This window comes from Pedobacter endophyticus, from assembly GCF_015679185.1.
Taxonomy (GTDB): domain Bacteria; phylum Bacteroidota; class Bacteroidia; order Sphingobacteriales; family Sphingobacteriaceae; genus Pedobacter; species Pedobacter endophyticus.
Window position 1 is genome coordinate 1824468 of the sequence record NZ_CP064939.1, and the last position, 14759, is coordinate 1839226.

Here is a 14759-nt window from a genome sequence, read left to right on the forward strand (position 1 = left end):
ATTTTTTTAAGCGCTTGTTTGATTGAAAAGATCATTTTACCGACATTTTAACTCAATTTCTGAACAAATTCATTCGCTATTCATTTAAACGTACTTACATTCGCGTATGGAAACAACAAAGGCCATCATCACAGTTAAGGATTTGGTAAAAAAATATGACGACTTCGTAGCTGTTCAAGGTTTAAGTTTTGATGTTTACGAAAACGAAATTTTTGGATTACTCGGTCCCAACGGCGCTGGCAAAACCACTACCCTTGAGATCATTGAGACTTTACGGGATAAAACTTCTGGAGAAATAATTGTAAACGGCTTATCGGTAGATAAAGATCCGCAGGCAATTAAACAAATTATTGGTGTTCAGCTTCAGGCCGCAGGTTATTATCCAAACCTCAACTTAGTTGAGTTGATTGAACTTTTTGCGGGCTTATATGGCGCAAACATTACGCCTATGGATATGCTGGAAAAGGTTAATCTTCAAGATAAGGCTAAAGCGAAATACAAAGCCCTGTCTGGCGGCCAGAAACAACGCTTCTCTATCGCCACCACACTAATCAACCAACCTAAAATCATTTTCCTCGATGAGCCGACCACTGGTTTAGATCCTCAGGCCAGAAGAAACCTTTGGGATTTGATTACTGAGATCCGCAATGCGGGAACAACAGTTGTAATTACCACACATTATATGGATGAAGCGGAGCAGCTTTGCGACCGGGTTGCTTTTGTAGAGCGTGGGCAGATCATTGCCTTAGATACGCCCGATAACTTAATCGACCAGTTGGTTAACAGCGGTTTCGAGCGGAAAAAAGAAGTTAAAAAAGCAAACCTCGAAGATGTTTTTATCAATCTGACAGGAAAAGAATGGAGAGAATAAGCTCCCTGGCCCACAAAGGGGGGAATTACAAGCAAGGTGGAGATATAAAAAAAAGCCTATACATTATATATGAATACAGGAAATTCAAAGTCCCTTTCAGGGGATTTAGGGGTTAAAAATTCAGGTGCCCCATCAGGGCCTGGGCGTTACAGCCATACAAAAGCCACATTGGCCCTTGCCAAAGCGAGTTTTCGTTCTATTACCAGAAGCCCCTCGGCGGTAGTATTTACACTGGCCTTCCCCTTGATTTTTATTTTGGTATTTGGCTTTTTGGGCGGCGGCGGCACGCGTATTGATGTTGGCATTACGCCGGGTTCTGATGTAAATAACCCTGTAATTGAAATGCTCGATAAAACCGGCATGATCAGGTTGGTTAAAGATAAATCGAAGGCCGATTTTGATAAGTTACTGGAAAAAGGCAACGTAGATGCGATGATCGACATCCATAAAAAATCAAATTCTGTTGCTTACAGCGTAAATGTGGTGTATACATCGGCCTCAAGAGATAAAGGCGGCATTTTAAAATCGGTACTCAACAATATTTTTTACGATAAAACGCTAAAACCAACCGTTGCCGAAATTAAGGAAACTACAGTTGTTGGCCGCGAGTACAGAACAATCGATTTCATTTTGCCCGGTCAGTTGGGCTTCTCCTTACTAAGTACGGGCGTATTCGGAACGGCTTTTGTGTTTTTGAGTCTTCGCCAAACCTTGGTTATCAAACGTTTTTTTGCAACCCCCGTTAGGCGCTCGAGCATTATTATCGGCGAAGGCATCGCAAGAATTGGTTTTGCGTTAATCGGAGCACTCTTCATCATCTTAATCGGACATTTCTTTTTTCATTTTACCCTCGTCCACGGCCTATTAACCGTCGTCGATATGCTCATATTGGCCATACTGGGAATTATCGTTTTTATGGGTTTCGGTTTTATTATTTCAGGCGTAGCCAAAAACGAAAGTATGGTTCCCCCGATTTCGAACATCGTAACATTGCCGCAGTTTTTACTTTCGGGGACATTTTTTTCAATTGAAGCTTTCCCAAACTGGTTACAGCCAATAAGCAGAGCTTTGCCCCTAACCTATTTAAACGACGCCATGAGAAAGGTGGCTTTTGAGGGCGTTGGATTATGGGACGTAAAATTCCAGATCATGATTCTGCTGCTTTGGGGCATCGGAATATACGCCGTTGCTGTAAAGGTATTTAAATGGGAGTAATTGTAAAGGCAGGGGCTGTGTTAGAAAATACAGACGTAGCATCCTGAGTGTTAATTTGTTGCATAAAATCAATAATAGTGGCGTTTTTAAGGCGGTCGTCATTCCCGCGCAGGCGGGAATCTTAAAGCCTTAGCATTAAGATCCCCAGTCAAGCTACCAATGACAGCACGGGTTTGTCATGCTGAGGAACAGCCGGTCCCGATTTCTCGGGAAAGCATCCGCAACCTACTCTTACCGTCCTTGCTCGCACACTCCGCCCTCTTTTAGGCAGGGCGTTATTGGCGTTTTGTTTTTCATCGCTTGCGGATTCTTCGCTATGCTCAGAATGACAGCATTGAAAACTGTCATCCCAACCCCTTTGTTTTTTCAAAAACTGGCCTCTGAGGATGACTACGGTTCTTGGATAGCGCCATTAAATTTGTCATTATTACAGATCCTTGGCTCACAACGAAAGCCGCCGTAAAAGAATATTTTACAAAACGAAAGCGCAAACGTTAACTATTTTTAACTTTTTAATTGGATATATAGCACTACTTTGGCTTAAATTTTAAAATATGAAAGCGCTGATCCTTTTCTGCTTATCACTTTCTGCCCTATACTCGAGTGCGCAATACAAATTTTTGGCCAACAACTGTTCAAATCAATACGATGTAAAGGTGTTTGTTGCCAATTGTGAAAGCAGAATGTGCGGCGGAAAGGCAACATTGATCCTGTATGACAAAATTACCGGCAAGGAAATTGAAACGTTTCATTCGCTCGATTTAGATTTTAACCTGACTGATAAGCAAAATGAAAAGTTGGGTTGGATTGAGCTCGGCAAGTATCAAAGCCCTTTGGTGTTTGGAGATTTCAACTTCGACGGTTACGAAGACATGGCCATTAGAAATGGTAGCAATGGCGCCTACTCAAGTCCATCATTCGATGTGTACCTAAGCGCAGCAAACCAAAAATTCGAATTAAATGCCGAGTTAACCAAGCTGGCAAGCGAAAACCTAGGCATGTTCGATGTAGATAAAAAACGAAAGGAGCTCGTTATACATTTAAAGAGTGGCTGCTGCTACCAACAAAGTATCAGTTACCAATTCTTCTCAAAAAACAAGTTAACCGAAGTTTCGTCTGTTATTGAAGATTCGAGTATAGGCGACGACGTTACGGTAATTACCAGACGATTGATTGACGGTAAAATGCAAAAAAAGGTAGAAAAATTTAAGATAAAGGATTATTACACGGATAATTAAACTGCAAGTGTCGTGTTAATCGTTAAATGCCGTTATAAATATCTGTCCTTCGACTAAGCCTGTATTGAGCGTAGTCGAAATGCTCAGGATGACAATATTTTTTATTTAATCCTTAACTTAATAGCATTGCGAAAGGTTCAGCCCGACAAAGCATTATTTACCAACGCTGATTATAGTGCGGCTTTTACCAAAAAAGGCAAAATTTCCTTTTGAAAACTAACGAAATTCTTTCGAACGTCGGCGTCGCTTACAGAGGTAAAGGCAAACGAAAAAACGATGCTCTTGCTGGCCTTTAATAAAAATGCCAAACCTTCTCTCCTTGCCGGATTATTCTTAAAGTTATCTAATTGCAGGTATGCTGACAAAAGCAGGGCTTCGAGCTGATCGGAAAGGTGCTTTAAAAACTCTTGCGAATTTGCATTTTCGCGAACAAAATCCCAGCCGATAAATTCATTGCAGGCCGTAAACGATAAACGACTCGTTTTCATTACCAATGCTTTTAAATGTTCTTCCTCAGAGGCGTAACTTACCTTGTTATGGAGAATTTCGTACAAGTTTTGATCCAGATAATCCATCAAAATGCTATCCAAAACCTGCTCTTTGCTTTCGAAATATTTATAAATCGTTGCTTTCGCAATCCTGGCTTTTTTGGCAATTTCGTTTACGCTGGTTTTATGATAACCGTACTTTCTAAAAAGTTCTTTGGCAGCCTTCTTTACTGTTTCTTTTATTTTTTCAGCTTCCATTCTAGTTGCTTACGTGTAATAAGGTATTACCTTGCAGGGTAATGGTGTAGGTTTTCAGACTCCTTTCGGCGGGTGCTTTTTGCGGGCTGCCATCAAGCAACGAAAATTTCGCCCCCGAGCAAGGATCGGTAGCCGTTAAGCCGCTTTCGTCTGGCGTTATCTTACACCCCTTTTCCGGATTAACAGAGCTGCAACGATCGAACGCAACAAAGCCACCAAGCGGAGTTTTAACAATAACCAGGCCCGCTACGCCGTTATTGGGCACAAGCAACACATTGTTTGTGGCTTTTAAGCTGAACTCGGTTAAAGTAACATTGTAGTTTACAGCTACTTCCGGGATATAGTTCTGCTCTTTTCCGCAACCTGCAGAAAGGAGAAGAACGCACAACAAGCTGTAAAAATACTTTGTCATTATATCAAGGCAGATTTGTACTGTTTAAGGAACCGGACATCGTTTTCTGAGAAGAGGCGTAAATCCTTAATTTCGTATTTTAGGTTCGCAATGCGCTCTATGCCCATACCAAACGCAAAACCGCTGTATTTTTTAGCGTCGATTCCACAATTTTCTAAAACGTTCGGATCTACCATGCCGCAGCCCAAAATTTCTACCCAGCCACTGTATTTACATAAAGGGCAACCGGCGCCTTTGCAAATGGTGCACGAGATATCCATTTCGGCCGATGGTTCGGTAAATGGGAAGTACGATGGGCGAAAACGCACTTTGGTACCTTCGCCATACAGTTCCTGAACAAAATAAAACAAGGTTTGCTTCAAATCTGCGAACGATACATTTTCATCAACGTATAATCCTTCAACCTGGTGGAAAAAGCAGTGTGCACGAGCCGAAATGGCCTCGTTACGATAAACACGGCCTGGCATAATTGCCCTGAAAGGGGGCTGGCCCTGTTCCATCATGCGCACTTGAACCGAGGAAGTATGCGTGCGCAAAGCGATATCGCCTTTTTCGCCTCCTTTTTTAATAAAAAACGTGTCTTGCATGTCTCTTGCAGGATGTTCTTCGGGGAAGTTCAACGCCGAGAAGTTGTGCCAATCGTCTTCTATTTCGGGCCCTTCGGCTACTGTGAAACCCAGTTTAGCAAAAATCTCGACAATTTCGCGGCGCACCAGGGCCAACGGATGACGGGAACCGATCTCAAAACCCTCGCCCGGCAAGGTCAGATCTTGCTCGTTTACCGAAGCTTGCGCTTCTGTAGCTTCAGAAGCTTCCTTTAAAGTTTGATATTTTGATTCGGCAAGTTGCTTAAACTCATTCAAAACCTTGCCCAATGATCTTTTTTCTTCTACAGAAACAGTTTTGAACTCCTCAAAAATCTCTTTGATAATTCCTTTGCTTCCCAGATATTTTATACGGAATTGCTCTAATTCATCCGCTTTTTCGGTTACGAATGCGTTTATCTTCTCCGAGTATTGTGCTATTTTATCCTGTAACATGGCTTCAAATATACATCAAAAAATCGGATAACTTTATACCGATCGGGTTCAAAAAATCTGTTTAAGCCTCACCCTATCAATGTTTGTGAATTATTTGCGGAGATGAAAGTCCCTCTCCAAAAGAGAGGGAAACAAAGAATGGTGGGTTTAACCTTTAAGTTTAACATACTAAATTGCACAAGAGCGGTTTCAAAAAGCAACACGACACCCAAAGCATATTGTTGGGCGCCATAAACCTCTCCCTTTTAATGGCAATGGGTTTGCTCTGTCTGTACATCCCTCCCGAAAAGCCCTGTCGTGTAGACACATCTTGGAAACATAGTTTTAAGAGGTGAATGAATGAAAATGACACCATATTTATGGCATATCTACGAATGGTCGTCATCCTTCCCGAATCCTCAGGAGGAATCCTAATGCATTAAGATTCCCGCCTGCGCGGGAATGACGGCGCAAGAAATGAAATGTGTCCACACCGTAGTAAAAGACGGGACAGGTCCTCCTCGAGGAGAGCGAAACAAAGAATGGTGGGTTTAGCCTTTAGGATAAAAGTACAAGCCCCGAAAACCCTCTCCTTCGGAGAGGGAGGCTACGGATTTTGTTTTACTTCTTCCTTTCATTGGGAGAGGATTAAATTACGCCAAGCTCCTTACCAACCTTAGTAAATGCCGCAATAGCCTTATCTAAGTGATGTTGCTCATGTCCGGCGGATAACTGCACGCGGATTCTTGCTTTACCCTGAGGCACAACAGGATAGAAAAATCCAATTACATAAATTCCTTCGTCGAGCATTTTCGCTGCAAAGGCCTGGGCAATCTTGGCATCATAAAGCATCACCGGAACAATTGGGTGGAACCCGGGCTTGATATCAAAACCGGCCTCAGTCATTTTCTCGCGGAAGTATTTTGTATTGCTTTCCAATTTATCTCTTAACGAAGTAGTCTCGCTTAACATATCCAATACTGCAATTGAGGCACCTGCAATTGCCGGAGCCAAAGTATTCGAAAATAAATACGGGCGTGAGCGCTGGCGAAGCATATCGATAATTTCTTTTTTGCCAGAAGTAAAGCCTCCTGAAGCACCGCCCAATGCTTTGCCCAGCGTACCGGTAATAATATCGATGCGATCCATTACATTAAAATGCTCATGCGTTCCGCGTCCGTTTTTACCTATAAAACCTGTACAGTGCGATTCATCAATCATAATCAATGCTTCGTATTTATCGGCCAAATCAGCAATTTTATCTAAAGGTGCAACTGAGCCATCCATAGAGAAAGCACCATCGGTAACAATAATTCTGTGGCGGCAATCCTTAGCGGCAATCAACTGCTTTTCAAGGTCTTCCATATCCGCATTTTTATAACGAAAGCGTTGCGCTTTGCAAAGTCTAACCCCATCAATAATCGAAGCATGGTTCAGCTCATCAGAAATGATTGCATCTTCGGCATTAAAGAGCGGTTCGAAAACGCCTCCGTTTGCATCAAAAGCAGCGGCATATAAAATCGTATCCTCGGTACCCAGAAATTTCGATATTTTAGCCTCCAGTTCTTTGTGTACATCCTGCGTTCCGCAAATAAAACGTACTGAAGACATGCCATAACCATGATCGTCTATTGCCTTTTTTGCCGCTTCGATCACTTTTGGATGAGACGAAAGCCCCAAATAATTGTTAGCGCAAAAGTTGATCACTTCTGCCCCACCACTCACCTTAATGTCGGCCCCCTGAGGCGTTACAATTACTCTTTCGCGTTTAAATAATCCGGCGTTTTCTATTTCTTCGAGTTCTTTTTGCAGAACGGGCTGTAGTGTTTTATACATGGCTTTTTGATATGGTTGATTTGCGTTCAAAGTTAAAAAAAAATGCATAGACTCATAAAAACAGCGAGTTTTTGGCGCAGTGCAAACAAACAAACGTTTGATCGATGACCGTTTTTTGCTATATTACACGTATTTAACATTATTTTTTTCACTACTTAACAAACTTTAACATACACTTAAGCGTATTTGATAAAACTTATTCGATATTTATAGCTTACTAATCACCATTTATGACCAAAATCTGCGCACTCATTATTCTTTGCTGCCTTTCGAATTTTGCATTTGCACAACATCATACCGTTTCAGGAATAATCAAGGATGTTAACGGACAGCCCGTGCCTTTTGCTTCGGTTTACCTGAAAAATACCACCACCGGTACTTCGGCTAATGTTGACGGGAAATACGCCATTAAGGTTGATAAAAAGGAATGTACGCTGATTTTTAGGGCTATTGGATTTAAACAACAAGAGCATATTGTTAAACTAACCGAAAACCTTTCGCTAAATGTTACTTTAACTTCTGAAAATTATACGCTCGATAATGTAACCATCAGGGCAAATGCCGAAGATCCCGCTTACGAGATTATCCGTCAGGCCATAAAAAAAAGGAAGGCACATTTAAATGAAGTGAAGGCGTTTACCTGCGATGTGTATATAAAAGGTGTACAACGATTAAAAGGCGCACCGAAAAAGTTTTTCGGTCAGGATATTCAAAAAATACTCGAGCTAGATACCAACAGGCGGGGCATCATTTATTTGTCCGAATCGCAAAGCAAGTTCAGCTTCAGGCGGCCTAACGATATCCACGAGGAAATGATTTCATCCAAAGTGGCGGGCCGGAACAATGCCTTTAGCTTTAACAAAGCTTCTGATTTAATCGTTAATTTTTATGATAATTACCTTTTAGAAAACACACTGAGCTCAAGGGGATTTATTTCTCCAATTGCAGATAATGCCCTGTTTTACTACAGGTATAAGCTTTTGGGCGAATCGCAGGAAAATGGCGAGCTGGTGCATAAAATACAGGTTATTCCGCGAAGAGAAAACGATCCGGTTTTTAGGGGTGTGATTTACATTATGGATAACAACTGGAGGATTTACAACACCGACCTGTTTTTAACAGAAAAGGCAGGAATCAATTTCATTGATACGCTGAACATTAACCAGGAATTTACGAAAGTTAAAGACGTTTATATGCCTACAACCGTGAATTACCAGTTTTCGGGTAATGTTTTAGGCTTTAAAATTGCAGGACATTATGTAGGTGTTTACAGCAATTACGAAATCGAACCCAAATTTCCGAAGAACTTTTTTAGTGGCGAAATCTTGAAGATTACTGAGTTGGTAAACAAAAAAGACTCAATTTACTGGACAAACAACCGGCCGATACCGCTTACGCCGGACGAAAAACTGAATTACATTAAAAAAGACAGCATTGCGAAGTTGAAAGAATCGAAAAAATACCTCGATTCGCTCGAAAAGGACAATAATAAATTCAGCGTGGGCAAACTATTTATTCGCGGTTACAGCAAAAACGATCGGTACGATAAAAGGTCGCTCTCTTTTGATCCGATTTGGAAATCGGTTTTTTACAACACTGTAGAGGGTTTTGCTATCAAATATGGCGTAACGTACCGTAAAGATTTTGAGCACAGAAGGTCGTATTCCATCCGGCCAGAGCTTAGATATGGTTTTGCTAATCAAAAATTAACCGGAAGCTTATCGGGCAGTTATTATTACGATCCTGTTAAAAGAGCCACCATCGGAGGGTCGTTTGGGAACGGTATCTTCGATCTGAATAATCTGGGCACGATGACTCCGCTCGGCAACACGGTGAACTCGTTAATTTACGAAAAGAATTATCCCAAGTTTTATTACAAAGATTTTGCAACGATTTACACCTCCCGCGAGCTGGCCTCTGGTTTGCAAGGTAACCTAAGTGCCGATTACAGCTATAACAAATCGTTGAGCAACAGCTCGAGCTTTAAGTTTTTTGATGCCAAAGACGAGGAATTCACATCGAACAACCCGTTTTCGCCAAATGTTGAAATGCCGCTGTTTCCTAACTACAGCTCATTTAGCGCAACGGCGAGCCTCACGTACACAATGAATCAGAAATACATCACCCGGCCCGACGGTAAATTTTATACAGAATCTAAATTTCCCCGAATTACCTTGTTGTATAAAAAAGGCTTTAAAAATGTTTTGAGCAGCGATATCGACTACGATTTTGTTAAGGCAGAGGTGTATCAGGATAGAATCGGACTAGGGCTTTGGGGCTACACCTCCTTTTTGGTAGGTGCGGGCAAGTTCCTTAATAACGATAAAATGTTTTACCCCGATTTTAAGCACTTTGCCGGTAATATTTCGACCATTTTTCCACCGAACATCAGAAAATTCCAATACCTCGATTTTTACCAGTTCAGTACCAAAGAGCAATATTTCGAGGCGCATTTAGAGCACAATTTCGCTGGCTTCTTTTTAAACAAGGTTCCATTACTCCGAAAACTAAAGCTTGAGGAGTTTGTGGGCGGCGGTTACTTATCCTCTCCAGAGAAAAGAAATTACAAAGAGTTTTACTTCGGCATTCAACGCTTTATTTTACGGGCAAGCTATGGTTTCGCTTATGATGGCTCGAAGAAATTAACACAAGGATTTAGGCTTAGCTATGGGTTTTAAGCCTCACCCTATTAAAGTTTGTGGCTAGGCAAATTAGTAGCCGCCCTCTCCGGAGGAGAGGGTTTTACAGGCACTGGGTTCAACCCGATGCTTTATGCAAAGTGGTTCAAACCACTGTCCACCATTCCCCTCTCTTCCGGAGAGGGATGTACGTTGTTTCAATTATTTCTTACTTTCATAGGGAGAGGCTTCTTTTTTTGGTTATCTTTGCACCGCTTTAAACGCCGTATGCAACGGTATCAATGCGTTATGAAAAAATATCAAACACTACTTTATTACTGCTACAGTTACATAGCAGAGGCAGAACAATTTGCTGCCGATCACCTTCAATTTTGTAAATCGCTTGGACTTACGGGCCGAATTATCGTAGCCGACGAAGGTTTAAACGGAACCGTTTCGGGTACTCCTGAGGCTTGCGAGGCTTACATGAAAGCCGTTCATGCCGATGAAAGGTTTGCAAAAACGGAATTTAAAATTGATGATGTTGAGGAGCCGTCGTTCATTAAAATGCACTGCAGGTACAAATCTGAAATTGTGCACTCGGGCTTAAGAGATACCTCGATCATCAATCCGAACGAAAAAACGGGTAAACACCTTGAGCCGGTCGATTTCATGAAAATGAAAGACGATGAAGATGTAGTTATTTTAGATGTTCGGTCAAATTACGAACATAACCTCGGCAAATTTAAAAATGCAATTACTTTAGACATTGAGAATTTCCGCGATTTTCCTGAGCAAATCAATCAACTTGCCCAATATAAAGACAAGAAAATATTAACTTATTGCACCGGTGGCATCAAATGCGAAAAAGCTTCTGCCCTATTGCTTCATCACGGTTTTAATGATGTATATCAATTGCATGGTGGCATTATAAAATACGGAAAGGAAGCCGGCGGAAAAGATTTCGAGGGCAAATGTTACGTTTTCGATAACCGAATTGCGGTGGATGTGAACAAGGTGAACCCAACAATCGTTTCAGTATGCTTTAATTGCGGCAAAACCACGCCAAAAATGATAAATTGTGCCAATCCCGAGTGTAATGAGCACATTACGCAGTGCGATGAATGCGGCGACAAGTTGCAAGGCTGCTGTTCAGAACCCTGTACCACCAACCCTCGCAAACGTCCTTACGATGGTACCGGCTACTATGTTAAGGTTCCGCAACCAGTGGGCAAAACCGTTGAAGCATAGCCATTCGCTAAAATGAATTTATTAAAATGCCGCAGATTAGCAGATTAGTTAATCGCTCAATCTGCGGCAAAATATATACCCCAGCAATCTTTTTTCCTAAAAACAAACTGCGTACATTCTTTGTGCAGTAGTTTTTCAAACGATTAATTTCATTTATATTTAAATGTTGGTAAAGAACAACTGGCTGTGCTTTGCCCAATGCAATAAGTGAAAAAATGATCGCTAAAATAATGGTACGAATCGGCACAATGCTGATTTGGATGGCTGTTCTTTTTTCATGCATGGAAAAGAATGATAAAAAAACATCCAATATGGCAAATTCTTCAAACGGTGAGTTGAAACCAAAAGGCAGCTATGTAGCGGTTAACGGGCTAAATATGTACTGCGAAATTTATGGCGAGGGCAAGCCGCTGATCCTGATTCATGGCGGTGGCTCTACCATTCAAACCAGCTTCGGAGCAGTAATACCGCAGCTGGCCGAGCACAGGCAAATTATAGCGGTTGAATTGCAGGCGCATGGCCGTACAGGGGATAGAAATGCAGATTTATCGTTTGAGCAAGATGCAGATGACGTGGCGATGCTCGTCGAAAAACTAAAAATAAACAAGGCAGATTTTTTCGGATTTAGCAATGGCGCCACCACAACTTTGCAAATAGCCATTCGTCACCCCCACATCGTTGACCGGATAATTTTAGGCTCACCTCTCGCTAAACGCAATGGCGTTCCCGCCCAGTTTTGGGATTTTATGAACCAGGCAAAAATCGAAAATATGCCTGCACAACTTAAAGAAGCTTATAAAAAAGTATCTCCAGATGCCAATGGGCTGCAGATCATGCACGATCGTGACGTCAAGAGAATGGTAAATTTCAAGGATATTCCTGACGAAAAAATAAAAAGCATTCAGGCACCCACCTTAATCATTATTGGCGATAAAGATGTGATCACTCCCGAACATGCACTGGAAATGCATCGGATGATCTCAAATTCGCAACTCGCAATAATTCCCGGTGCGCACGGCGAATACATTGGTGAGATTACAACGCTTAAGCCCAATTACAAACAAACGGATTTTGTAGTGCCGATGATTGAGAAATTTCTCGATCAGGAATAGGTAGACTTTAAGCTAAAACTTCCATTTCGATTTATCTCGTTCAACATTTTCTCCTGGTGAAATATTTTCATTTGAGCGCAATTGGCGGCTCAACCTCAGATTGCCAAAAATTTGTTTAGAAGTTTTACGGCAAAAGATTATTTTTACAACGAAACCAAGTATTAAATTCCCAGAAAATGAATCCCAAAGTCGATTTTTACTTCAACAAGGAGAACAAATGGCAAACAGAAATTCGAGCGCTTAGAACAATTGTTCTCGATTGTGGCTTAACCGAAGAATTGAAATGGGGCGTTCCCTGTTACATGCTCGAAAAATCCAATGTTGTTTTAATACACGATTTTAAGGAGTACTGTGCACTTTTATTTTTCAAGGGCGCTTTGTTAAATAATGCCGATGGAATGCTGATTCAGCAAACCGAAAATGTACAGGCGGCCCGTCAAATTCGGTTTACCAGCCTTGATGAGATTACCAGTTCGACGGCAAATATAAAAGCACACATTTTTGAAGCAATTGAGGTAGAAAAAGCTGGTTTAAAGGTCGAGTTAAAGAAAACGAAAGAATTTGCGATGCCTGAAGAATTTCAAAAGCATCTGAACGAAAACACAACCTTGAGAAATGCTTTCTATACCCTTACACCTGGCCGGCAGCGGGCTTATTTGTTACATTTCGACGCAGCAAAGCAATCAAAAACCAGAGAGGCGAGAATTGAAAAGTGCACGCCGCAAATACTTGCCGGCAAAGGGCTAAATGACTAAAACAAAAACATGCCCTTTCCAATGTCGCTAACCAAATAAATCATCATGAAAAACACTATCTCCCTATTTGCAGCACTTTTATGCATTTTTATACTTACTGAAACGAAGGCCCAAACGGCCGATACCACGAAATACATTTTGCAAAATGATACCGAAGTTGCAAAAAAAGAGCCGGGAACACACAACGGTGGTGGCGAAACCATTGGATATAATTTCTTCGGCAAGGCGAAAAATCTTAAAACAGCGTTTAGGAAGCGAATTTTAAAGCCGGGCTCGTCAATAGGCTATCATTATCAAAGAGAAGACGAGATTTATTATGTACTAAGCGGAAACGGTGTGATGCAGATGAACGGAAAAAGCTTTGCTGTAAAGCCCGGCGATGCCATTTTAACCCGCCCCGGCAGTTCGCACGGCATTGCACCAAACAAGGATAACGACTTGATAATCCTCATTGTTTATGAAAAGAAATAAGGCGATGCTATAAACTCAACTGACCGTCATCCGATAGCTATCGGATTCGACCGCAGCGCTCCGCAGGAGCTCCTTTGGAGGAGAAATCTTTGGACACGGAGTTACTCAAAAAGTTTCTCTCCCTAACATTCGGGATTGCAATCCAATCGAAAAAGTCATCCGATGAATACGGGCAAAATGCATATATTCATCGGATGACTTTAGCTTTCAACTATTTAACTGCTTTATTTTCAGTTTTCGCACTTTCGTTTTTCCATCCCTTCGCCCATTCTGCCTGTGCGGCATCATCCTGAAACGTCCAGGCCACGAAACGACTGATTTTTTGCCCCTGGCTCATTTGCACTGTCCGCACTTCGAAAGCATTTACCTTAACCAGCGCATTATAAATACTTTTAAGATTTGCACTTTTAGAAACCAGCGAGGTGAACCACAACACCTGCCCTTTAATTTCCGCACTTTGAATAATCATTTGCTCAACAAAGGCACGTTCGCCACCCGGACACCAAAGCTCAGCCTTGTTGCCCCCGAAGTTTAACACATGTTTAACTTCTTTTTCGGTGCCGCCCAGGTTACGCCACTTTAAACGCGTGCCCTGCTCGGCTTCCTTCAAAGAGGAATGGAATGGTGGATTACAAACAACGGCGTCGAAACGCTCTTTTCTGCCCACAATGCCTCTAAAAATTCCCATTTTAGAGGCCTGCTTGCGAATTTCTATGCCCCCTTGCAATTCTTTATTTGCCTGGATAATGCGATTTGCCGATTCGACTGAAAACGGATCGATCTCTGAGCCTACAAAGCTCCAGCCGTATTCCTGATGACCGATAATTGGGTAAATACAGTTGGCGCCAACCCCAATATCGAGCAAGTTGATGTTCGGTCCCTTTGGGTTTTTACCTTTATTGCTCGAGCCCAACAAATCTGCAACATAATGGATGTAATCGGCCCTGCCGGGTATTGGCGGACAAAGAAAGTCTTTAGGAATATCCCATTGACCAATATTATAAAAGTGTTTCAACAACGCCCTGTTAAGCGCTTTCACAGCACTTTGATCGGCAAAATCAATGGAATCGTCGTTATGTTCGTTTTTGAAAACATAGCGTTTCAATTCTTTTGATGCAGCGGTAAGTTGTTTGAAATTGTAACGCGAACGATGTTTGTTGCGTGGGTGTAACTCGCTTTTTTCTTTGCGGTTATTTTGTTCTTGCTCGGCCAATA

General features: G+C 41.8%; 14 protein-coding genes. 8 read left to right on the forward strand and 6 right to left on the reverse strand.

Annotated elements, in window-relative coordinates:
* Positions 1 to 106 precede the first annotated feature (106 nt).
* The 3 genes from IZT61_RS07260 (at position 107) to IZT61_RS07270 (ending at position 3324) form a co-directional block, all read left to right on the forward strand.
* Positions 107 to 871, forward strand: coding sequence for an ABC transporter ATP-binding protein (locus IZT61_RS07260; protein WP_196100501.1), 765 nt, complete (start codon positions 107 to 109; stop codon positions 869 to 871).
* Between the two features lie 69 nt (positions 872 to 940).
* A complete protein-coding gene (locus tag IZT61_RS07265; protein ID WP_196100502.1) occupies positions 941 to 2086 on the forward strand; it encodes an ABC transporter permease in 1146 nt (381 codons plus the stop codon).
* Between the two features lie 554 nt (positions 2087 to 2640).
* On the forward strand, positions 2641 to 3324 hold the full coding sequence (locus IZT61_RS07270) for an XAC2610-related protein (protein WP_196100503.1): 684 nt from the start codon (positions 2641 to 2643) through the stop codon (positions 3322 to 3324).
* A 170-nt stretch (positions 3325 to 3494) separates the two neighbouring features.
* Here IZT61_RS07270 and IZT61_RS07275 read toward each other — a convergent pair whose 3' ends face one another.
* The 4 genes from IZT61_RS07275 to kbl form a co-directional block, all read right to left on the reverse strand.
* Positions 3495 to 4070, reverse strand: coding sequence for a TetR/AcrR family transcriptional regulator (locus IZT61_RS07275; RefSeq protein ID WP_196100504.1), 576 nt, complete (start codon positions 4068 to 4070; stop codon positions 3495 to 3497).
* A gap of 1 nt (position 4071) precedes the next feature.
* On the reverse strand, positions 4072 to 4482 hold the full coding sequence (locus IZT61_RS07280) for a Rieske (2Fe-2S) protein (protein ID WP_196100505.1): 411 nt from the start codon (positions 4480 to 4482) through the stop codon (positions 4072 to 4074).
* Positions 4482 to 5522, reverse strand: a complete 1041-nt coding sequence (pheS, locus tag IZT61_RS07285) for a phenylalanine--tRNA ligase subunit alpha (RefSeq protein ID WP_196100506.1) — start codon at positions 5520 to 5522, stop codon at positions 4482 to 4484. The genes IZT61_RS07280 and pheS overlap by 1 nt, the downstream gene beginning before the upstream one ends.
* Before the next feature lie 627 nt (positions 5523 to 6149).
* A complete protein-coding gene (kbl, locus tag IZT61_RS07290) occupies positions 6150 to 7337 on the reverse strand; it encodes a glycine C-acetyltransferase (RefSeq protein ID WP_196100507.1) in 1188 nt (395 codons plus the stop codon).
* A 230-nt stretch (positions 7338 to 7567) separates the two neighbouring features.
* Here kbl and IZT61_RS07295 point away from each other — a divergent pair, with 230 nt between their 5' ends.
* Positions 7568 to 10015 (forward strand): DUF5686 and carboxypeptidase regulatory-like domain-containing protein, encoded by a 2448-nt coding sequence (locus tag IZT61_RS07295; protein WP_196100508.1) that lies wholly within the window; start codon positions 7568 to 7570, stop codon positions 10013 to 10015.
* Positions 10016 to 10264: 249 nt separating this feature from the next.
* Complete coding sequence (trhO, locus tag IZT61_RS07300; RefSeq protein WP_196100509.1) at positions 10265 to 11206, forward strand: oxygen-dependent tRNA uridine(34) hydroxylase TrhO; 942 nt, start codon at positions 10265 to 10267, stop codon at positions 11204 to 11206.
* A 7-nt stretch (positions 11207 to 11213) separates the two neighbouring features.
* Here the strand turns inward: trhO and IZT61_RS07305 are convergent, their stop codons facing one another.
* Positions 11214 to 11489: a hypothetical protein gene (locus IZT61_RS07305; protein WP_196100510.1), complete on the reverse strand. Its 276-nt coding sequence runs from the start codon at positions 11487 to 11489 to the stop codon at positions 11214 to 11216.
* Between the two features lie 28 nt (positions 11490 to 11517).
* On the opposite strand from IZT61_RS07305, the gene IZT61_RS07310 reads away from it, so the two are divergent.
* From IZT61_RS07310 to IZT61_RS07320, 3 genes are all read left to right on the forward strand, one after another.
* Positions 11518 to 12318, forward strand: coding sequence for an alpha/beta fold hydrolase (locus IZT61_RS07310; RefSeq protein WP_230383894.1), 801 nt, complete (start codon positions 11518 to 11520; stop codon positions 12316 to 12318).
* A 176-nt stretch (positions 12319 to 12494) separates the two neighbouring features.
* On the forward strand, positions 12495 to 13073 hold the full coding sequence (locus tag IZT61_RS07315; protein ID WP_196100512.1) for a YdeI/OmpD-associated family protein: 579 nt from the start codon (positions 12495 to 12497) through the stop codon (positions 13071 to 13073).
* Between the two features lie 45 nt (positions 13074 to 13118).
* Entirely contained in the window at positions 13119 to 13544 is a 426-nt protein-coding gene (locus tag IZT61_RS07320; RefSeq protein WP_196100513.1) for a cupin domain-containing protein, read from the forward strand.
* Positions 13545 to 13755: 211 nt separating this feature from the next.
* On the opposite strand, the gene rlmF is transcribed toward IZT61_RS07320, so the two are convergent.
* Positions 13756 to 14757, reverse strand: coding sequence for a 23S rRNA (adenine(1618)-N(6))-methyltransferase RlmF (gene rlmF, locus IZT61_RS07325; RefSeq protein ID WP_196100514.1), 1002 nt, complete (start codon positions 14755 to 14757; stop codon positions 13756 to 13758).
* Positions 14758 to 14759: the final 2 nt, after the last annotated feature.